We start from the raw sequence: 18,925 nt of genomic DNA on the forward strand, positions 1-18,925 counted from the left end.
ACCATGCAGACCACGTTGAGCGACCAGGCGCGGCAACTGCCCCGCGCCGCAGAGGCCGAACGCATCCTGCGCAGTTGCGTGCATTGCGGTTTCTGCAACGCCACCTGCCCGACCTATCAGCTGCTGGGGGATGAACTGGATGGCCCGCGCGGGCGGATCTACCTGATCAAGCAGGTGCTCGAAGGCCAGCCGGCGACGGTCAAGACCCAGCAGCACCTGGACCGCTGCCTGTCGTGCCGCAACTGCGAAACCACCTGCCCTTCCGGGGTCGACTACCACAACCTGCTGGACATCGGCCGCGCGCTGGTGGACGCCACGGTGCCGCGCCCGCTGGGCCAGCGCCTGCTGCGCCAGGGGCTGAGGGCGCTGGTGCCCAACCCGCAGTTGTTCAAGGCCCTGGTCAACAGCGGCGAACGCTTGCGCCCGCTGCTGCCCCAGGCCCTGCAAGGCAAGCTGCCGCGCCGGGTCCAGGTGGCCGAGGCGCGCCCCGGCAACGCCCATGCGCGCCAGGTGCTGCTGCTCGAAGGCTGTGTGCAGCCGGGGCTGTCGCCCAATACCAATGCCGCCACGGCACGGGTCCTTGACCGCCTGGGCATCGGCATCCGGCCCGTGCCCCAGGCCGGCTGCTGCGGCGCTGTGGACTATCACCTGGATGCCCAGGAAGCAGGCCTGGATCGGGCGCGACGCAATATCGACGCCTGGTGGCCACTGCTGGAAGACGGCGCCGAAGCCATCGTCCAGACCGCCAGCGGCTGCGGCGCCTTCGTCAAGGATTACGCGCACCTCCTGGCCCACGACCCGCGCTATGCGGCCAAGGCCGAACGGGTCAGTGCCATGGCCCGCGACCTGGTGCAGGTCCTGGGCGACGAGCCCCTGGAACAGCTCGGCGTCCACGGCGAGCAGCGCCTGGCCTTCCACTGCCCCTGCACCTTGCAGCACGCGCAGAAACTCGGCGGCGCGGTGGAGGCGGTGCTCGTGCGCCTGGGCTTCAACCTCACGGCGGTGCCCGACAGCCACCTGTGCTGCGGCTCGGCGGGCACCTATTCACTGACCCAGCCCGAGTTGGCGCGACAACTGCGTGACAATAAACTCAGCGCCCTGGAAAGTGGCCACCCCGATGTCATCGTCACCGCCAATATCGGCTGCCAGACCCACCTCGACGGCGCCGGCCGCACGCCGGTCCGGCACTGGATCGAACTGGTGGACGGTGCATTGCCCCATCAGCCCCCTGCTCCCCGGAGAACCCCATGAACAGCAAAGTCGTATTGAGCCAGACCGAAGTCAGCCAGATCCTTGCCGCCGCGCGCGACGAGGCCCAGGCCAACCAGTGGGCGGTGAGCATCGCCATCGTCGATGACGGCGGCCATCCGCTGGCCTTCGAACGCCTGGACGGCGCCTCGCCGGCCAGTGCCTATATCGCCACCGAAAAGGCCCGGACTTCGGCCCTGGGTCGCCGCGAATCGCGGCTCTACGAAGAGATGGTCAACGGCGGGCGCACGGCGTTTCTCTCGGCACCGCTGTTGATCTGCCTCGAAGGCGCGGTGCCGATCATCGTCGACGGCCAGGTGGTCGGCGCCGTCGGGGTGTCGGGGGTCAAGTCCGAGCAGGACGCCCAGGTCGCCCGCCGCGGCGCCCAAAGCCTCGGCTGAATCCCCCGTGGCTCAGGCCTGGCGGGCACTGCTGCGGTACATGAACAGCAGCGCCAAGGCCAGGCAGACCATCGCCAGCACCCGGCTGCCCGACAACTCGATGGCCGGGTTGCCGAGCCAGCCGAAGTTGTCGATCAGCATGCCCATGCCCAGTTGCCCGACGATCACCGCCACCGTGGCCACCGCTGTGCCGACCCGGGGCACCGCGCCGACCATGACCATCATGTACACCACACCGAACAGCGCGCCGGCCAGTTGCCACTTGGGCACATCAAGCAGACTCACGGCGTGCGCCGGCTCGAAAAAAACAATCAGCAGCGCCGTCACCACCGCGCCCACGGCAAAAGTCAGCAGGCTGCTGCGCAGGACCCCAACCGTCTCTCCCAGGCGCCCATTGATCGCCGCCTGCACACTCAACACCGCACCGGCGGCCACTACCACAACCAACAATAGAATCAGGCTCATGCTTAACCTCGGGCAATCAGGACAAGGGCGGCGACAATCAGCGCCAGGGCCAGCCAGCGCTCGCCGTTGACCCGCTTGCGGGCACTGCCGAACCAGCCGAAATGGTCGATCAACACGCTCTTGCCGACCTGGCCGGAGAGGATCGCGATCATGGTCATGGCAATGCCGATATGGGGCGTGGCCAGGGTCAGCACCACCACATAGATCGGCCCCAGAAAGCCGCCGATCAACTGCCAGCGCGGCAGCTCGCTGAAGGCCGGGCCCTGCTGGCGGCCGCTGAGCAGCAACAGCAGAAACAGCAGCGCCGCACCGACGCCGAAGATGCTCAAGGTCGCCCACAGGTGCCCGACTTGCACCCCCAGCGGCCCGAGCAGCCCGGCCTCCACCGACAGCCCCATGCCGGCGAGGATCACCAGCGGCAGCAGCAACAGGCGCAGCCAGGGGTTGGGAACGGGGGCCGCCACGGCCGGGGTCGGGGCTGCCGCGACGTGATCAAGGGAAGAAGCCTGCATGGGAAACCTGCGTCAAGGAGTAAGGGAATGCGCCCATTATCGATTGCCGATCCTTTGCGATAAATGGGAGCATGCCGACAACACCTTTGCGTATTACGCACAGCAAGGACCGATCATGCACGGCTTCAATGAACTGGGTTTCAAGGCACTGCGCCTGTTTGTGGCGGTGCTCGACCTTGGCAGCTTTTCCGCGGTTGCCCGGCGCGAAGGCCTGGCGCCGTCGTCGATCTCGCGGCAGATCCAGCTGATGGAACAGGCCCTGAGCCAGCAGTTGCTCTACCGCCATACCCGGGCAGTCAGCCCCACCGAGGCCGGGCGCCTGCTGGGCTACCACGCGCGGCGGGTCCTGGCACAGTGGGAAGAAGCCGAACAGGCGCTGCAGGAACAGGAAAGCGAGCCCAGCGGGCTGGTGCGGATCAACGCACCGGTGGTGTTTGGCCAGCGCCACCTGTCGCCATGGCTGGGGGAACTGTGTCGGCGTTATCCGAAATTGCAGCTGGATATCCAGCAGACCGACAGCTACGTCGACCCCTTGCAGGAAGGCGCCGACCTGCTGTTTCGCATCGGCAGCCTCAACGATTCGGGGATGCAGGCACGGATCTTCGCCCCGCACCGCTACCGCATCGCCGCCAGCCCGGCGTACCTCGCCGAACACGGCACGCCGCACCACCCCGAGCAACTGGCGGCGCACCAGTGCCTGGCCTACAAGGGCGAGACCGGCCAGCAGCGCTGGTTCTTCCGCCAGGACGACATGGACTGGACACCCTACAGCGTCAAAGGCGCGATCACCGGCAACCACGCCGACACCCTGACCCAGGCCGCCGAGCAAGGGCTGGGGTTGGTACTGTTTCCGTCGTGGCTGATCGGCGAAGCCCTGCGCGAAGGACGGCTGGTGGCGCTGTTCGGCGACTACCAGGTAGCCACCAGCCTCGAACCCCAACAAATCGCCGCCCTGTGGCCTGGCAGCCGACGCCTGTCAGTCAAAGTGCGCACCGTGATCGACTTCTTCGTCGAAAAATTCGGGCCCGTGCCCTACTGGGACCAATAACCGTAGCCGCCGAGGTCGGGTGTAGCCGCTTGCTGGCCGTGTGTCGGGAACGCGCAGTTGCCAACCCAGGCCGGCCGGAAGGCCGCTGTCTTGCTCTTGATTTTGATCTGCAGCGCCCCGTTAAACCACGATGGCCGAGCGCAGGCAGTGAGCCGTGGGTAACCCGGCAGGACGCCGGGTTAGCCGCGCTGGGCCAGGGATGGCCCATCGCGGCGGCCCACGGATCACTGCCGGAGTGAGGGCATGCCGAGCCTAGGCGAGGCACCGAGTGGTGGGGCAAGAGCGTTTTGCTTACTTTTGCGCTTTTCAAAAGTGAGCCGCTGTAAGAGCGGAACCCATACTCGCGACGCCCGCAGTAATGGATATGTACACCAAAAAGACCGCAACCTCAGGTTTTACGGCCGCTACGCGATCCAGCAGGAGCAAGCTCCCTCACCACAGAATGTGCGCCCCCCCGAAACCACATCCAAAGCCCCCCAAAAAAACCCTCAACCCCACTACAGAACACTCAAACCAACCACTGCCCAATCAACCACGCATTAGCCCCACTAATCACAACAAACAACCCCCAAGCGAGAACCCGAGTCAGCCACCGATTAACAAACACCCCCATCAACTGCCGATCGTTAGTCATACGAATCAACGGATACAACGCAAACGGCAATTGCAGACTCAACACCACCTGACTCAACACCAACAGTTGCCCCACCGCCCCATCCCCCAACAACCAAACCCCAACAAACGCCGGGATCAGCGCCAGACCACGGGTAATCAAACGCCGCTGCCAGCACGGCAAACGCAGATTGAGGTAACCCTCCATAATCACCTGGCCGGCAATGGTCCCGGTAAAGGTCGAACTCTGCCCCGACGCCAGCAACGCCACGCCAAACAGCACACTGGCCAGGGCCCCGCCCACCAGGGGATCAAGCAGGTGATAGGCATCCTGAATTTCCACCACCTCGGTGTGCCCGGTCTGGTGAAACGCCGCGGCAGCGAGGATCAGGATCGCCGCGTTGACCAGCAGCGCCAGGGCCAGGGAGCCGATGGTGTCGATGCGCGACAGCTTGATCGCATCCTCGCGACTGGCCTGGTCGTGCCCCACCAGCCGGGTCTGCACGATCGAAGTGTGCAGGTACAGGTTATGGGGCATCACCGTGGCGCCGAGGATACCGATCGCCAGGTACAGCGGCGCGGCGTCGCTGACCGCCGCCAGCGACGGGACAAAGCCACGAGCCACGTCCGGCCAGTAGGGTTTGATCAGCAGCAACTCAATGAAAAAACACACGCCGATGGTTGCCACCAGCACCAGCATGATCGCTTCCAGGCGACGAAAGCCCCGGTTCTGCAGGGCCAGGATCAGCAAGGTGTCGAAGGCGGTAATGATGATCCCGGTGCTCAGCGACACCCCGAGCAACAGGTGGAACGCCAGGGCGCAGCCCAGCACTTCGGCCAGGTCGGTGGCAATGATCGAGATCTCCGCCAGCAGCCACTGGGTGCGCGCCGCGCGGGGGCTGTAGCGCTGGCGACAAAGTTGCGCCAGGTCGCGCCCGGTGGCGATGCCCAGCCGCGAACACAGGCATTGCACGACCATCCCCGCCAGGCTCGCCAGCAGCACCACGAACAACAGGCTGTAGCCATAGCGCGAGCCGGCCTCGATGGCCGTGGCCCAGTTGCCGGGGTCCATGTAGCCAATGGAAATCAGCAGTCCGGGGCCGGCGAAACGCAGGACACGCTTGAACAACGAGGCAGTGGGGTCAACGCTGATGCTGCCCGCCACTTCCGGTGGACAGAAGGGAGCGGTAGCGATTTTCGGCAAGGTCAATTTCACGGACACATCCAGCAACATGAAACAATGGCCCAGCTTAGACGTTTGCGCCGCCACGCCCAAGCCTGAAAACCGAGGCCCAGGCGCGTATGCTGCTGGCACCTCAACCCTGGCACCCAAGGATTGGCATGAACTCCAGCTCCCCCCCTTTTTTACAACCCGGTGACCGGGTGCTGCTGTTCGACGGTGTGTGCAAGTTGTGCAATGCCTCGGTCGGCTTCGTCATCCGCCACGACACCCGGCGCCGGATCAAACTGGCCTCGGTGCAATCGGTGGAGGGCCAGGCCCTGCTCGCCTGGTTCGGCCTGCCCACCGAGCGTTTCGACACCGTGGCCTTGATCGACGACCAGCAGTTGTATACCCGCTCCGGGGCCTTTATCCAGCTGATGCGCCACCTGCCGCGGCCCTGGTCCTGGCTCAGGGTATTGCGCCTGGTGCCGCGACCGCTGCGCGACTGGGGTTACGACCGGATCGCCCGCAACCGCTATCGGCTGTTCGGCCGTTACGACCAGTGCCTGCTGCCCAGCGCCGAGCACCGCGGACGCTTTCTCAACCATTAGGACTGACCCGGCTGGCGGCGGAAGAACAACGTGACCTGCCCCAGTTCGACCCCGAACTTGGTCATGTAGGAGCGGTTGGCCAGGGTGTTTTCATCCAGCAGGTACATCCAGTCGTCGAAGTGCACCTGATAGGTCTTGCCGTCCACCGGCAGGTTCAGCACATAGCGCCAGCGCAAGGTATTGCCGGACACCTCGCCCAGGGCTTCGCCGACCACATCGCCCGCAGTGCCGCGCCAGATACCCGGCCCATCCGGGTGCAGGGTCCAGATCCTGGTCTGGCGGGTGCCGTCGCTGTAGGTGAAGTCTTCGTGCATGACAAAGGTGTCGCCCTCGCTGTGGCTGTCGATCACGACATGGAAGCGCTTGATCACCTCCCCCGAACGCTTCTGAAACAGCCCCCAGGCCTCGACCCGTCCGCTGAAGAACTGGCGCAGCTCCAGGGGCGGCGTCTGTTCGCGGTAGTGAGTGACATCGATACCGCTGCAACCGGCGAGGCCGGCGCCCAGGCCCAACAACAGAATCCAGGTTTTCCACATGCTCATGGCCCTCGGCCGTTCAGGGTTTTGCCTGGCCCAGCAACTGCCGGCGCAATTCGGGGTTGCGCGTACGCGGGTCCAGCCAGATATCAAAAAAGGCCCGGGCAAACGCCGGGTCCCTGACCTCATGCCGCAGTTGCTGGTCGACAAAAAACTGCGCGCCCTGCCCCGGCAGAAACACCCCGGTGATGACGGTGCCGGCCTGCACATCGACAAACGACTGCTGCATCTGCGCCTGCCAACGGCTCAATTGCTCGGCACTGACCGCCGAACCGGACAGGCGCTTGATCTCGTCGAGGCTGGCCTGCACCAGATCGTCGCGGCTGATGCTACGGCGATAGGTCAGCTCCAGGGCAAACGGGGTGTCCGCTGCCAGCGGCGTGACCGGGCTCCAGAGCCGGGCGTTGTAGAGTTTGAAACCAAACCAGCTGAACTCGCCGCTGCCCACCACCCGGGCACCGGGCAGCGTCTGCTGCCAGCCGGCCGCCGCCGTGGCACTGAGCACCAGCAGCAGCCACAACCAGGGCCGCCAGGCGGATCCACCGCGACGCTTGCAGCTTCCTCCAGGCTCGGGCACAAGCGAATTCATGGCAGCACGTCCTGATAGGAGCCCGCCTCAATCTGCTTGAGTGCCTGGCCCGGCTGAACAAAGGTGGACCCGAGGTAGCCGATTGCTTGACTGGCCCAGCCCTGGCGCTGCCCGGACTTGACCTCGGGTCCACTAACCATGGAGCGGTGGATCCCATTCGCAGGGCCGCCACTCTCAATACCTATACAACAAAATTAAAAATGTATAACTATTTAGCGGATATTGACGCAAAAACCAATCAAAACCCGAAAAAACCTATACAAAACGAACAGGCCGACCTGCCCATGGTTGTGCATACGGATCAGGTCGAAGAATGGATGCACACGCGGTGCAATGATTGGCCAGGGGCTGCCCTGCTCGCCGGCGCCTTTTATCCGAACCGCCATAACCCGCTGGAGTGTCGCTCGGGGCCCGTGGGATGATGCGCGCCTGACGCGATCACTCTGGAGAATCTGCATGTCATTGTTCGGTAAAAAAGCCCTGGGCCTGGCCCTGGTAGCCTTGCTCGGCCTGGGCGCGGCGAGCGTCTATGCGGCCCAGCCAAGTGCCGCTGGCGCCACAGCGCAAAAGGTCTCGATGCTGGGCGGCAAACTTGCCTTCAGCCTGCCCAAAGGCTTCACGGCCACGGTGCTGCCCGCCGGCAGCGCGGCCAACGGCACCGCCGGGGCGACCGGCACCCTGTACTCCAACAACGACACCAAGACTGCGGTGATCGCTGCGGAAAACACCATCCCCAATGGGCAACAGGCCAAGGACAACGACGCCCCGTTCCTCGACGCAGCCGTGGCGGGGTTTCTCAAGCAACAGGCAGCGGCCCTGCCGGATTTCACCAAGCAAAGTGAAAAGAGCCTGACCATCAAGGGCCTGGGCGTACGCCAGATCGACAGCAGCGCCACCATGGGCGGCGGCAAGACCCTGAACTCGACCCTGCTGGCCGCTTCCGGCGGGCGTATCGCGGTAATCCAGGTGGTGTCGCGGATCAGCGACAAGGCCGGTCACGAGGCCCTGATGAAACAGATCCTCGGCCGCTGAGCAGGCCTGGCAGCGGTCCCGGAACCTGTTCACGAGCCAGCCAGCGACGCTCAGGCATTGTTAACGCCCCTGAGCTAGGCGCAGCAGGTCGTGAACAGGTTCTCAGGGGTTGAGCCGCTGCAACCAGTCCTTGAGGTCGTGGACTTCACTCTCGCTGATGCTGTGCCCCAGGCCCGGGTAGGCATGAAATTCCGGCGCCAGGCCCAGGCCCTGCAGCAGGCTGTTGGCCTCTGAGCCATCGCTGTAGGGCAGGCGCTGATCGGCAGTGCCATGGCCGATGAAAATTGTCAGGTGCTGCAACCCCGGGTCGGGCTTGAGCTGCGACCTCAGCACCGGCAGCACACTGCCGCTCAGTGCCGCAATCCCACGCACCGCCTGCGGGTGCCGCAAGCCGACTTCATAGGACATGATCGCGCCCTGGCTGAAGCCCAGTAAAAACACCTTGTCAGGCGGGGTCTGATACTTGGCCGCAGCCTTGGCCACAAAGGCCTCGAGCACCTGGGCGCTGCTGGCCAGTTCCTCGGTCACGCCGTCATAGGCCCCGTCGCCCTTCTTGTGAAACCACTGATAACTGCCCTCCTCCAGCACCTGGGGTGCCCGTACCGAGAGGTAGGTGTAGCCGGCCGGCAGCTGCTCTTTGAGCCCGAACAGGTCCTCCTCGTTGCTGCCGTAGCCATGCAGGAAAATCACCAGCGGCTGGTTGCGGGTATCGGCGCCGGCCTGCTCCAGGTACTGCAACGGCAGGTCACTGTGCAGCGTGGGCGAGCCGGACTGAGCCTGGGCTGAGGCGCAGGCCAGCAGCAACGGCACCAGCCAGCACTTGAGCATCGAGGTCTTGGACATGAGGCGTTTTCCTTTCACGGCGCGGCGGGTAGCCACAAGGCGGGTGACTGAAGATCGGACCGACAAACAGCGATGAGATTCAGCCGACCGGCCTCAGCGGGTTGCGCACTCCGCGCCTGGCCAGGGGTGACAGCACCAGCACCGCCAGTAAAAAGCCCAGCTGGGACAGGTAAAAGGTCTGTGTCCATTGCCCATGGGCGGCGACGTAGAAACTGTTGTGCAGCACGTCACAGGCAATGATCGCCAGGGTCAGGAGCAGGCCCCAGCGCGGCCTGAACCACAGCAGCAGCGCCGCCAGCGGATCGAGCACGGTCAACGCGCCCCAGAACACCCGGCTGGCCAGCAAGGTCTGGGGGCCATAGCCGTAATCCCAGAGCCAGCCGTGATCGAGCACGGCCCGCAGGTGATTGACGGTCGCCGCCAACAAGCACAAGGCGAACAGCAGGCGAATCAGCAGAGAACATCGGTGCATGGAGCCATTCGCCTTCAAGAGATCGGGTCAGTCGTTGATCAGCTTGCCCGCGCGAATCGCGTCGCGCCCGGCCACCTTGGCCTGCCAGATACCCGGCTGGGTGTAGCGCCCACGGTCCAGGGCAAACAGCACGCCGCTGGTGCCGGCCCGTACCACGCTGACTTTATCCTGCAGCGGGTCGACCACCTCGAACAGCGCATCGCCCTCCTCGACCCACTCGCCGGCTTCACGCAGGAAACTGACCACACCGTGGTGAGGGGCGAACAGGTACTGGGTGCCTTCGAACGGCATGCCTTCGCAACACGCATCGGGGGCTGGCGGCCAGTCGCCGCTGATCAAACCCTGCTCGGCCAGAAACCCCAGGATCGCCTCGCAGTTGGCCTGGGCCTGCTCGACGCGGGTATCACCCATGCTGCCCAGCTCCAGGGTGGTGGCGAGGTTGGCCGGGGGAATCGCCGCCCGGGGAAAGTCCCGGGCCAGGCGCAACCAGGGCGCGGAGCAGGACTCATCGAACGAGCTGCCGCCGGAATCCTCGCAGAGCAAGGCCACGCCCGCCTTCAACCGCGCGGCCAGGGGTTGCCACTGCGGCCAGTGCTGGGGCAGTGCGTAGAGATGGATCGCCGCTTCGAAATCACAGTGCAGGTCGAGGGTGATCTCGGCCTCGCAGGCATGGCGCAACAGCAGGCGGTGCAAGGCTTCGAGCTGGGAGCCCGGCGCAGGCAAGCGGTCCAGCACCTGACCCATGGTGCGCCGGATCAGCGCCACGTTGGCCGCAGCGTCAGTGCCCAGCTGGCCACCGATCAGGTCGCCCACCGGGCCGCTGAGTTCAAAGAACGCACGGTTGAAATTCTTCCCGCTGCCCAGCTCGAAGCGCCCCAGATGACTGCTTTGCACGTACTGGTCCAGGCCAATGGGATTGGCCACCGGCACCAGCTCGATCACGCCATGCAACTGGCCGTTGGCTTCGAGTTCGCCCAGGCGTTTTTTCAGTTCCCAGGCGGTGCGCATGCCCGGCAGCTCATCGGCGTGCAGGCTGGCCTGGATATACACCTTGCGCGAACCTGCGCCAAAGCGGAACACGCTGAGCTGGCGCTCGCTGCCCAGGTGGCTCCAGGGCAATGGGTGGTCAATACGTTGCATGGCAGCTCCCTGAGGAAAATGGGGTGGCGCAGGATAAAACAGCAGCGCATAAAAAAGGTGGCTGCCGTATCAACGGGCGCCACCTTTTTTTCACTGCTGGCGATTACTCACCGTAAACGTCGAACTTGAAGTACTTGTCCTGCACGGCCTTGTACTTGCCGTTGGCGCGCACTTCGGTAATCGCCGTGTTGAATTTTTCGGCCAGGGCGGTATCCCCCTTGCGCACGGCAATGCCGGCGCCGCCACCGAAGTATTTCGGATCGTTGTACTCGGGACCGACGAAAGCGAAGCCCTTGCCGGCGTCGGTTTTCAGGAAACCGTCGTCGAGGTTGACCGAGTCGGCCAGCAGCGCGTCGATGCGGCCGGAGACCATGTCCAGGTTGGCTTCCTGCTGCGAGCCGTAGCGCACCAGGCTGATCCCGGCCGGGACCAGCACTTCGGTGGCGAAACGGTCGTGGGTACTGGCGCGCAGCACACCGACTTTCTTGCCCTTGAGCTCGGTCAGCGGGTCCTTGATCTCGATGCCCTGCTTCATCACGAAGCGTGCCGGGGTGTGGTAGTACTTGATGGTGAAGTCGACGTTTTTCTTGCGGTCGTCGGTAATGGTCATCGACGACAGGATGGCGTCGATTTTCTTGACCTTCAGCGCCGGGATCAGGCCGTCGAATTCCTGCTCGACCCACACACACTTGACCTGCATCTGCTCACACAGCGCATCGCCGATATCCACGTCAAAACCGGTGAGCTTGCCGTCGGGGGTTTTCATCGAGAACGGTGGGTAGCCGGCTTCGATACCAATGCGAATCGGCTTGGCTTCATCGGCCACGGCGCAGAGGGAAAACATCGACAGTGCCAGGGCACCGAAGAACGCAAACTTGTTCATTTATAACTCCAAGGGTGGAGACTTTTATTGGCTGGGTTTCGATTACGGAAAATCGAAGTGGCCAGCAGTCTAGAGGCGCCCCCGGGAAGCAAATTGCGTTTATGCGACAAATATTTATGAAAAAGTCACGCGTGCCATTCCCCCCTGAAAGCCCCGCCCCAGAGCGGTGCAAAAGCCGGTAAAGCGCCCACCCGCCGTCCGGAATCCGACCCGGTGGTCGAATTGAAAACACCCCCTCCACAAATCCTGTAACCCGCTGTGCTGGCCTTGAAATACGCGTTGCACCTGTAGCCGCAGCCTGCGGCAGCGGCTACAGGAATCGGGGTGGGTCGATTGGCGTCGTTGGGGAGGCCAGGTTTAGCAGGCGCACTCGATCACGGTGGGTGCTGGGCGCTCGGTAGGTGCGCTCAGGTGGAACCCCTCATCCAGCCAGCCGGTGACGCCGCCGATCATTTCCTTGACCGGGTACTCCAGCGCCGCCAGTTTCACCGCGGCCTTGTTTGCGCCGTTACAGTGGGGCCCGGCGCAATAGACCACGAACAGCGTGTCCCGGGCGTAACCCGCCAGGCGCTCGGCGCTGATCTGCCGCCCGGGGATATTGATCGCCCCCGGCACATGCCCGCGCTCGAACGCCTGCGGGCCGCGCACGTCCAGCAACACAAAATCCAGCGCGCCCGCCTGCTGGCTGGCGTGCACATCGGAGCAGTCGGTTTCAAAGGTCAGGCGGTTGGAAAAATGCATCAGGGCAATAGCCGAGGGGGCGGCGGGAACATCACGGACCAGGCTGGTCATGGGGGCATCTCCGAAAGCGAATGGGGGTGAGAGAAAGACTTTATCCGCCACGCCCGCGCCGCTACAGTGGCACACAAGACACTGACTGGTAACTTTCCGCCAAATGCACGCCCACCCCGGTTTAGTCGCGATCCTGGCCTACGACGGCCTGTGCACCTTCGAGTTCGGCATTGCCGTGGAGATCTTCGGCCTGGCGCGCCCGGAGTTCGATTTCCCCTGGTATGAGCACCGCATCGTCGCCGTGGACCCAGGCCCCATGCGCGCCACCGGCGGGATCCAGGTGACGGCCGACGGCGGCATGGAGCTGCTGGAGCAGGCCCGCACCATCATCATTCCCGGCTGGCGCAGCCGCAGCGATCCCTTGCCTGGCCCCCTGATCGACGCCCTGCGCCGCGCCCACCAGCGTGGCGCACGGTTGCTGTCGATCTGCTCCGGGGTGTTTGCCCTCGCCGCCACCGGGCTGCTGGACGGCCGTGGCGCCACCACCCACTGGCGCTACACCGAGGAACTGGCGGCGCGCTTCCCGCTGATCGAGGTGGACCCGGATGTGCTCTACGTCGACGCCGGGCAGTTGATCACCTCGGCCGGCAGCGCCGCCGGGATCGACGCCTGCCTGCACCTGGTGGCCCGGGACTTCGGCACCCACGTTGCCAACTCGGTGGCGCGGCGCCTGGTGATGTCGCCGCAGCGCACCGGCGGCCAGGCCCAGTTCATTCCGGCGCCGGTCAGCCGTACGCCGCGCAGCGACCTGTCGAAAGTCATGCAGTGGGCGCGCGAACACCTGCATGAGCCACTGGAGGTGCGCGACCTGGCCCGCCAGGCGCTGATGAGCGAGCGCACATTCTTGCGGCGTTTCAGCGAAGCCACCGGTGCCTCGCCCAAGGCCTGGCTGCAACATGAGCGCCTGGCCCGGGCCCGGGAATTGCTGGAAAGCGGCAGCGAACACACCGAGCACATCGCCCTGCGCTGCGGTTATCGCTCGGTGGAGAGTTTTCGCGTGGCGTTTCGCAGCGTGGTGGGGGTGCCGCCCTCGGTGTACCGCGAGCGCTTTGGCCGGGGCGCCAAGACCCCGGTATGAAGCCGGCGGCGCCCGTCAGGCGTCCGGTTTGCGCAGCAGGTAGGTGTCCATGATCCAGCCATTGGCCTCCCGCGCCGCCTTGCGCACACGCTGGATTTCATCCGCCACGTCCTGTAACCGGCCGCTGATCAGAATCTCGTCCGCGGTGCCCAGGTAGGCGCCCCAGTAGATATCCAGTTCGCGGTCCAGCACCTGGCGATAGGAGTCCTCGGCATCGAGCATCACCACCAGGCTGTCGGCGTCGCTCACCTGCCCCGCTGCCAGGCGACGCCCGGTGGTGATTTCCACGGAGCGACCGATACGGTTGAGCGGCACCTTATGCTGCGCGGCCAGGGCCTGGACGCTGGTGATACCCGGGATGACCTCGAACTCGAAGCGGCAGCGACCGCTGTCCAGAATCGCCTGCAGGATGCGAATGGTGCTGTCGTACAACGCCGGATCGCCCCAGGCCAGGAAGGCCCCGGTCTGGCCATCGGCCAATTCCTCGTCGATCAGGCGTTCGAAGGTCGCCTGCTTGTCGCGGTTGAGGTCCTCGACGCTGGCCTGGTAATCGACATCGCCACGCAGCCGCTCCGGGCTTTGCGCCTGCACGAAACGGTAGCCCGGCTCAGTGATATAGCGCTCGCAGATCTCGCGGCGCAGGTCGATCAATGAGTCCTTGCTCGCCCCCTTGTCCATGAGGAAGAACACGTCGCTGCGGTTCAGCGCCTTGACCGCCTGCATCGTGATGTAGTCGGGGTTGCCGGCACCGATGCCGATGATCAGGAGGGTTTTCATGGGCGGTTCTCAATCTGTGGGCAGGAGCCCGGTATGGGGGGGCTTAGGGACCCGGCCACTTATGGCCGGGCATCCAGGCGCAGGCGCCAGCGCCCGTTGAAGCGTAGTTCGAGGGCCGACAGCGGCTCGACATCAATGTGATTGAAGCTGGCCAGCGGGCATTGCATGACCTGCAGCAAGGCCGCGCGAATCAGCAGCGGATGGGTCACCGCCAGTACATGGCCGGGGCTCTGGCTCACACTGTCCAGCCAGGCCGCGACCCGCTCGCACAACTGCGCCACCGACTCACCGCCATGGGGCGCCGCCTGGGGGTCGGCCAGCCACGCCTGCAAGGCTTGCGGCTGGTGCTGCTGCAGGTGATCCAGCGCCACCCCCGCCCAATCACCCATGTCGCAGTCGCGCAAGGCACTGACGATCTGCGGCTCGGCACCATACAACCCGGCGCTCTGCCGCGCCCGCAACTCCGGGGCACTGAGCAGGCGCGGCGGACGCTTGAACAGCGCCGCCCGCGAGCCGGCGAGTGCTTGCCAGTCAAGCTCCAGCGGCTCGTCCAGGGGGAAGCACGCGCGTTTCTGGGCGACGGTTCGGGCATGACAAATCAGGGTCAAGCGGGTGGCTTGCACGGGGCATTCTCGAAAAAGGGCCATCGACGGCCTGGGCTGAGGTTGCGTTTGTAGCATGGCCGACGGGCAATTTCCCACTGCGTCGCCAACCCCGACCTAGGCGCCCTACCGGCCAGCGTCCGCACGCGGCCCGAGCCTGGCGGCAGCGGCTATAGGTGTGGTCAATGTGGCGAGGGGGCTTGCTCCCACTGGACCGGCCGGCGCGCCGGTGCGCAGCAGTCCCATTTTTAGGGCCGCTTCGCGCCCCAGCGGGAGCAAGCTCCCTCGCCACAGGTACGGTGTTGGTTCTTAAGTGAACAGCATTACGCCCCCTTGCGGGGCATTTCACCCGCGTTGAAACTTTCGCTGGACATGTAGCGTAAATTACATAAATACTAATTTCGCTCGATATGAAATAAAAACAACACACGACATTCAAGGCGCTGCCATGTCCTCGCTCAGAGAGCTGATCACCGACCCCGCACTGGAACTCACCCCCGCCGAGCGCAAGGTGGTCCGGGCCCTGCTCGACCACTATCCGCGCAACGGCCTGGGGCCCATGTCGCGCCTGGCCGAGCATGCCGGGGTCAGCGATCCGACCATCGTGCGCCTGGTGAAAAAGCTCGGGTTCGGCGGTTATGCCGAGTTCCAGGAAGCCCTGCTCAGCGACATGGATGACCGCCTGCGCTCGCCCAGCACCCTGTTGCAGCCGCGCTCGCACCTGCAACAGGACGACGCCTGGAATCACTACCTGAATGACAGCGCCCGGCGCCTGGTGGAGACCCAGGCGCTGACCCAGCCCGAGGACATCCGCATCCTCCTGGAGTGGCTGCTCGACAGCCGGCACGCCGTGTACTGCTTCGGTGGCCGCTTCAGCAGCTTCCTCGCCGGCTACCTGCTCAACCATCTGCGGCTGCTGCGCCCGGGCTGCTTCGCCCTGGAAGACAACGCGCACCTGCCCGACCGCCTGTACGACCTGCAACGCCAGGACATCGTGCTGCTGTTCGACTACCGCCGCTATCAGGCCCAGGCCCTGCGCGTGGCCAGCGCGGCCAAGGCGCGCTACGCCCGGGTGGTGCTGTTCACCGACATCTACGCCTCGCCCCTGCGCGAACTGGCGGACCTGGTGATCAGCGCCCCGGTGGAGTCGGTCTCGGCCTTCGACACCCTGGTGCCGGCCCTGGCCCAGGTCGAAGCGCTGATCGCCAGCCTGACCTTGCGCGGCGACCATCTTGAAGATCGCCTGGAGGGTATCGACGCCCTGCGGGACAGCTTTGCCACCCACCTGCTGGAGGATCAGTAAGCATGTTCAGCCTGCCCCATCGCTCGCCCCGCGACCTGCCCTTTGTCGCCGACCACACCGCCCTGCTGCTGGTGGATATGCAACGTGCCTGGCTCGAACCGCAGTTCGACCCGCACCTGCAGGACGCCGACGCGCAGTACTTCCTGCAACGGACACGGACCCAGGTGATCCCCAACCAGCAAAAGCTCCTGGCGGCCATGCGTGGCGCCCGGCAGAACGTGCTGCACACCCTGATCGAAAGCCTGACCGCCGACGGCCGCGACCGCTCCCTGGACCACAAGCTGTCGGACATGCACCTGCCCAAGGGCAGCCCGCAGGCGGCGATCATCGATGAACTGGCGGCCGGGGAAAACGAAATCATCCTGCCCAAGACCTCGTCCGGGGTCTTCAACTCCACCAATATCGACTACGTGCTGCGCAACCTGCAGACTCGGCACCTGATCATCGCCGGCATCGTCACCGACCAGTGCGTGGACATGGCCGTGCGCGATGCCGCCGATCGCGGCTACCTGGTGACCCTGGTGGAAGACGCCTGCGCCACCTACTCCGAGGCGCGGCACCTGGCCTGCCTGAATGCGATCAAGGGTTATTGCTGGATCACCGACACCCGGACCGTGCTCGACCGCCTGCATGAGTTGGCGGCATGAGCCGGGGTAGCGGCGTGACGCCGCTGACCGCCGTGGCCATGACCAGCATCGTCACCACCGACCTGATCGGCGTGACCCGCGGGCGTTCCTTTCCCAGCGACGAGCTGGACAGCTACCAGGCCGCCGGCTGTGGCTGGGTTCCGGCCAACAGCGCCCTGACCCCGCAGGACCAGATTGCCGAGGCCAACCCCTGGGGCGCCTATGGCGACCTGCGGCTGATCCCGGACATGGCGAGCCGGGTCAGCGTCGCCAACGGCCCGGATCCCGAGGCCGCGCCCCTGGATTACCTCCACGCCGATATCTGCGAAACCGACGGCACGCCCTGGGCCGCCTGCCCGCGCACCCTGCTGCGCGAAGAGGTGGCGCGTTATCGCGACGACCTGAAACTGCAGATCACCGCCGCCTTCGAACACGAATTCAACCTGCAGGGCGCCCCCGCGCAAGCCGAGCAACTGGCGTTCTCCCTGGGCGCTCAGCGCCAGGGGGCGAACTTCGGCGGCTGGCTGCTCAGCGCCCTGCGCGCCGCCGGGGTCGAGCCGGAGATGTTCCTCCCCGAATACGGCAAGCAACAGTACGAGATCACCTGCCGCCCGACCTCGGGCGTGGCCGCCGCCGACCGCGCGGTGAACGTGCGGGAGATCACCCGGGAAATCGCCCGGCAACTGGGGCAGCCGGTGAGCTTTTCACCCAAGGTGTCGCAGCATGCGGTGTGCAACGGCGTGCACCTGCATATCAGCCTGCAAGACCTCGACGGCCGGCCGAAGCTCTACGACCCGCAGGCCGACAATGGCCTGTCGCAACTGGGCCGGCGCTGGGCCGCCGGGGTGCTCAAGTACCTGCCGGCGCTGTGCGCCTTTACCGCGCCGACACCGATCTCCTACCAGCGCCTGCAACCCCATCACTGGAGCGCCGCCTACGCCTGCCTCGGGCAACGCAACCGCGAAGCCTCGTTGCGTATCTGCCCGACCGTCAGCCTGGGCGGGAAGGACGTGGCGCCGCAGTACAACCTGGAGTTTCGCGCCCTGGACGCCACCGCCTCGCCGCACCTGGCCATGGCCATGGTGCTGATCGCCGGGCGCCTGGGGATCCAGCAGGGGCTGGCCCTGCGCGCCACCACCGACGATGCGCCCGACACCCTGAGCCCGGCTCAGCTCAAGGAGCGCGGCATCGTCGCCCTGCCCGGCTCCCTGGCCCAGGCCCTGGAGCTGCTGGCCGCCAGCCCGGCGCTGACCCTGGCCGTGCCCAAGCCACTGCTCGACACTTACCTGGCGGTCAAGCACGAAGAACTGCGCCTGACCCAAGACCTCGACCCGGCCCAACTCTGTGAACACTATGCACGCCTCTACTGAAACCCCCGAGCTTGGCTACTACGACCGGCCGGCCTATGGCCTGCTGCGTGAAGCGTCCGAGCACCCGCTGATCCTGGTTTGCGAGCACGCCAGCCGCTATATCCCCGCACCGCTCAACGACCTGGGCCTGGACCCGGAAGCGGCGCAGCAGCACATCGCCTGGGACATCGGTGCCCTGGCGCTGGCCGAGAGCCTGTCCGAGGCCCTGGGCGCGACGCTGCTGACGGCCAATTACTCACGCCTGCTGATCGACCTCAATCGCCCGCTGCACGCCCCCGACAGCATCCCGCTCAAGAGCGAGATCTACCCGGTGCCGGGCAACCAGGCGCTGGATGAAGCCACCCGCGAATACCGGCGCCAGTGCCTGTTCCGGCCGTTTCACTCACGCCTGGCGAGCTTGATCGACGAGCGCCTGGCCGCCGGAAAAACGGTACGGGTGGTGGGCATCCACAGCTTCACCCCGGTGTACTTCGGCGAGCCGCGCCAACTGGAAATCGGCGTGCTCTACGACCGCGCCCAGGCCTACGCCGAACGCCTGGTGGCCGGCCTGGGCCAACACCCGTTGCAGGTGGCGGGCAACCAGCCGTATCGGATCGAGGCCGGCAGCGACATGACGGTGCCGGTGCACGGCGACGGGCGCGGCCTGGACTCGGTGTTGATCGAGGTGCGCAACGACCTGCTGCGCACCCCGCAAGCGGTACGGCGCTGGAGCGATTACCTGGCGCCGCTGTTGTAGACCCTGCTGTCGAATCACGCTGTCGCTGTTGCACCAACTGCTGTTTGCCGGACCGGTAGAACAATTACAAAAACCGCCGTGGTGTGT

At 65.3% G+C, this 18,925-nt stretch carries 24 protein-coding genes; 11 read left to right on the forward strand and 13 right to left on the reverse strand.

Annotated elements, in window-relative coordinates; all coding sequences use genetic code 11:
- The first annotated feature begins 3 nt into the window (after positions 1-3).
- Positions 4-1,251, forward strand: a complete 1,248-nt coding sequence (glcF, locus tag MF4836_RS31770; protein ID WP_078473670.1) for a glycolate oxidase subunit GlcF — start codon at positions 4-6, stop codon at positions 1,249-1,251.
- Entirely contained in the window at positions 1,248-1,649 is a 402-nt protein-coding gene (locus tag MF4836_RS31775) for a heme-binding protein (protein WP_078473671.1), read from the forward strand. The genes glcF and MF4836_RS31775 overlap by 4 nt, the downstream gene beginning before the upstream one ends.
- A gap of 12 nt (positions 1,650-1,661) precedes the next feature.
- On the opposite strand, the gene MF4836_RS31780 is transcribed toward MF4836_RS31775, so the two are convergent.
- Both MF4836_RS31780 and MF4836_RS31785 read right to left on the reverse strand, forming a co-directional pair.
- Positions 1,662-2,114: a DMT family transporter gene (locus MF4836_RS31780; protein WP_078473672.1), complete on the reverse strand. Its 453-nt coding sequence runs from the start codon at positions 2,112-2,114 to the stop codon at positions 1,662-1,664.
- A gap of 2 nt (positions 2,115-2,116) precedes the next feature.
- Positions 2,117-2,626, reverse strand: a complete 510-nt coding sequence (locus tag MF4836_RS31785; protein WP_078473673.1) for a DMT family transporter — start codon at positions 2,624-2,626, stop codon at positions 2,117-2,119.
- A gap of 115 nt (positions 2,627-2,741) precedes the next feature.
- Between MF4836_RS31785 and MF4836_RS31790 the strand changes: the two genes are divergently transcribed.
- On the forward strand, positions 2,742-3,674 hold the full coding sequence (locus MF4836_RS31790; RefSeq protein WP_078473733.1) for a LysR family transcriptional regulator: 933 nt from the start codon (positions 2,742-2,744) through the stop codon (positions 3,672-3,674).
- A gap of 508 nt (positions 3,675-4,182) precedes the next feature.
- On the opposite strand, the gene MF4836_RS31800 is transcribed toward MF4836_RS31790, so the two are convergent.
- Positions 4,183-5,502: an Nramp family divalent metal transporter gene (locus MF4836_RS31800; RefSeq protein ID WP_078473734.1), complete on the reverse strand. Its 1,320-nt coding sequence runs from the start codon at positions 5,500-5,502 to the stop codon at positions 4,183-4,185.
- A 125-nt stretch (positions 5,503-5,627) separates the two neighbouring features.
- On the opposite strand from MF4836_RS31800, the gene MF4836_RS31805 reads away from it, so the two are divergent.
- Positions 5,628-6,059, forward strand: a complete 432-nt coding sequence (locus MF4836_RS31805) for a thiol-disulfide oxidoreductase DCC family protein (protein ID WP_078473674.1) — start codon at positions 5,628-5,630, stop codon at positions 6,057-6,059.
- On the opposite strand, the gene MF4836_RS31810 is transcribed toward MF4836_RS31805, so the two are convergent.
- From MF4836_RS31810 to MF4836_RS35430, 3 genes are read right to left on the reverse strand one after another with little or no spacing between them, the layout of a single operon-like run.
- The gene (locus MF4836_RS31810) at positions 6,056-6,595 is read right to left on the reverse strand and encodes a DUF3833 domain-containing protein (protein ID WP_078473675.1); all 540 of its coding nucleotides are present in this window, start codon (positions 6,593-6,595) and stop codon (positions 6,056-6,058) included. The two genes, MF4836_RS31805 and MF4836_RS31810, sit on opposite strands and share 4 nt — an antisense overlap.
- 19 nt (positions 6,596-6,614) lie before the next feature.
- Complete coding sequence (locus tag MF4836_RS31815) at positions 6,615-7,184, reverse strand: chalcone isomerase family protein (protein ID WP_238596242.1); 570 nt, start codon at positions 7,182-7,184, stop codon at positions 6,615-6,617.
- Entirely contained in the window at positions 7,181-7,324 is a 144-nt protein-coding gene (locus tag MF4836_RS35430; RefSeq protein ID WP_161955776.1) for a hypothetical protein, read from the reverse strand. Before MF4836_RS35430 ends, MF4836_RS31815 begins: the two co-directional genes overlap by 4 nt.
- A gap of 6 nt (positions 7,325-7,330) precedes the next feature.
- Here MF4836_RS35430 and MF4836_RS35255 point away from each other — a divergent pair, with 6 nt between their 5' ends.
- Both MF4836_RS35255 and MF4836_RS31825 read left to right on the forward strand, forming a co-directional pair.
- The gene (locus MF4836_RS35255; RefSeq protein ID WP_161955777.1) at positions 7,331-7,606 is read left to right on the forward strand and encodes a hypothetical protein; all 276 of its coding nucleotides are present in this window, start codon (positions 7,331-7,333) and stop codon (positions 7,604-7,606) included.
- A gap of 34 nt (positions 7,607-7,640) precedes the next feature.
- Positions 7,641-8,216: a hypothetical protein gene (locus tag MF4836_RS31825; protein WP_078473678.1), complete on the forward strand. Its 576-nt coding sequence runs from the start codon at positions 7,641-7,643 to the stop codon at positions 8,214-8,216.
- Between the two features lie 102 nt (positions 8,217-8,318).
- Here MF4836_RS31825 and MF4836_RS31830 read toward each other — a convergent pair whose 3' ends face one another.
- The 5 genes from MF4836_RS31830 to MF4836_RS31850 all read right to left on the reverse strand — a co-directional run bounded on the left by MF4836_RS31830 (position 8,319) and on the right by MF4836_RS31850 (position 12,346).
- A complete protein-coding gene (locus MF4836_RS31830) occupies positions 8,319-9,044 on the reverse strand; it encodes an alpha/beta hydrolase (RefSeq protein ID WP_078473735.1) in 726 nt (241 codons plus the stop codon).
- 94 nt (positions 9,045-9,138) lie between these two features.
- A complete protein-coding gene (locus MF4836_RS31835; protein ID WP_078473679.1) occupies positions 9,139-9,531 on the reverse strand; it encodes a hypothetical protein in 393 nt (130 codons plus the stop codon).
- Between the two features lie 27 nt (positions 9,532-9,558).
- Positions 9,559-10,671: a succinylglutamate desuccinylase/aspartoacylase family protein gene (locus tag MF4836_RS31840; protein WP_078473680.1), complete on the reverse strand. Its 1,113-nt coding sequence runs from the start codon at positions 10,669-10,671 to the stop codon at positions 9,559-9,561.
- Between the two features lie 103 nt (positions 10,672-10,774).
- The gene (locus tag MF4836_RS31845) at positions 10,775-11,554 is read right to left on the reverse strand and encodes an ABC transporter substrate-binding protein (protein WP_078473681.1); all 780 of its coding nucleotides are present in this window, start codon (positions 11,552-11,554) and stop codon (positions 10,775-10,777) included.
- Between the two features lie 357 nt (positions 11,555-11,911).
- A complete protein-coding gene (locus MF4836_RS31850; protein WP_078473682.1) occupies positions 11,912-12,346 on the reverse strand; it encodes a rhodanese-like domain-containing protein in 435 nt (144 codons plus the stop codon).
- Between the two features lie 103 nt (positions 12,347-12,449).
- Here MF4836_RS31850 and ftrA point away from each other — a divergent pair, with 103 nt between their 5' ends.
- Positions 12,450-13,424: a transcriptional regulator FtrA gene (gene ftrA, locus MF4836_RS31855; RefSeq protein ID WP_078473683.1), complete on the forward strand. Its 975-nt coding sequence runs from the start codon at positions 12,450-12,452 to the stop codon at positions 13,422-13,424.
- Positions 13,425-13,439: 15 nt separating this feature from the next.
- On the opposite strand, the gene cobF is transcribed toward ftrA, so the two are convergent.
- Positions 13,440-14,201: a precorrin-6A synthase (deacetylating) gene (gene cobF / locus MF4836_RS31860; protein WP_078473684.1), complete on the reverse strand. Its 762-nt coding sequence runs from the start codon at positions 14,199-14,201 to the stop codon at positions 13,440-13,442.
- 59 nt (positions 14,202-14,260) lie between these two features.
- Positions 14,261-14,824, reverse strand: a complete 564-nt coding sequence (locus MF4836_RS31865; protein WP_078473685.1) for a histidine phosphatase family protein — start codon at positions 14,822-14,824, stop codon at positions 14,261-14,263.
- 427 nt (positions 14,825-15,251) lie between these two features.
- Here MF4836_RS31865 and MF4836_RS31870 point away from each other — a divergent pair, with 427 nt between their 5' ends.
- Genes MF4836_RS31870 through MF4836_RS31885 form a run of 4 tightly spaced genes read left to right on the forward strand, consistent with a single transcriptional unit; the run spans position 15,252 to position 18,838 of the window.
- Positions 15,252-16,106: a MurR/RpiR family transcriptional regulator gene (locus MF4836_RS31870; RefSeq protein ID WP_078473686.1), complete on the forward strand. Its 855-nt coding sequence runs from the start codon at positions 15,252-15,254 to the stop codon at positions 16,104-16,106.
- 2 nt (positions 16,107-16,108) lie between these two features.
- Positions 16,109-16,753: an isochorismatase family cysteine hydrolase gene (locus tag MF4836_RS31875; protein WP_078473687.1), complete on the forward strand. Its 645-nt coding sequence runs from the start codon at positions 16,109-16,111 to the stop codon at positions 16,751-16,753.
- On the forward strand, positions 16,750-18,102 hold the full coding sequence (locus MF4836_RS31880) for a glutamine synthetase family protein (protein ID WP_078473688.1): 1,353 nt from the start codon (positions 16,750-16,752) through the stop codon (positions 18,100-18,102). The genes MF4836_RS31875 and MF4836_RS31880 overlap by 4 nt, the downstream gene beginning before the upstream one ends.
- Positions 18,086-18,838: an N-formylglutamate amidohydrolase gene (locus MF4836_RS31885; RefSeq protein WP_078473689.1), complete on the forward strand. Its 753-nt coding sequence runs from the start codon at positions 18,086-18,088 to the stop codon at positions 18,836-18,838. The genes MF4836_RS31880 and MF4836_RS31885 overlap by 17 nt, the downstream gene beginning before the upstream one ends.
- Positions 18,839-18,925 lie beyond the last annotated feature (87 nt).

Source organism: Pseudomonas sp. MF4836 (assembly GCF_002018875.1).
In the GTDB taxonomy this organism is placed as follows: domain Bacteria; phylum Pseudomonadota; class Gammaproteobacteria; order Pseudomonadales; family Pseudomonadaceae; genus Aquipseudomonas.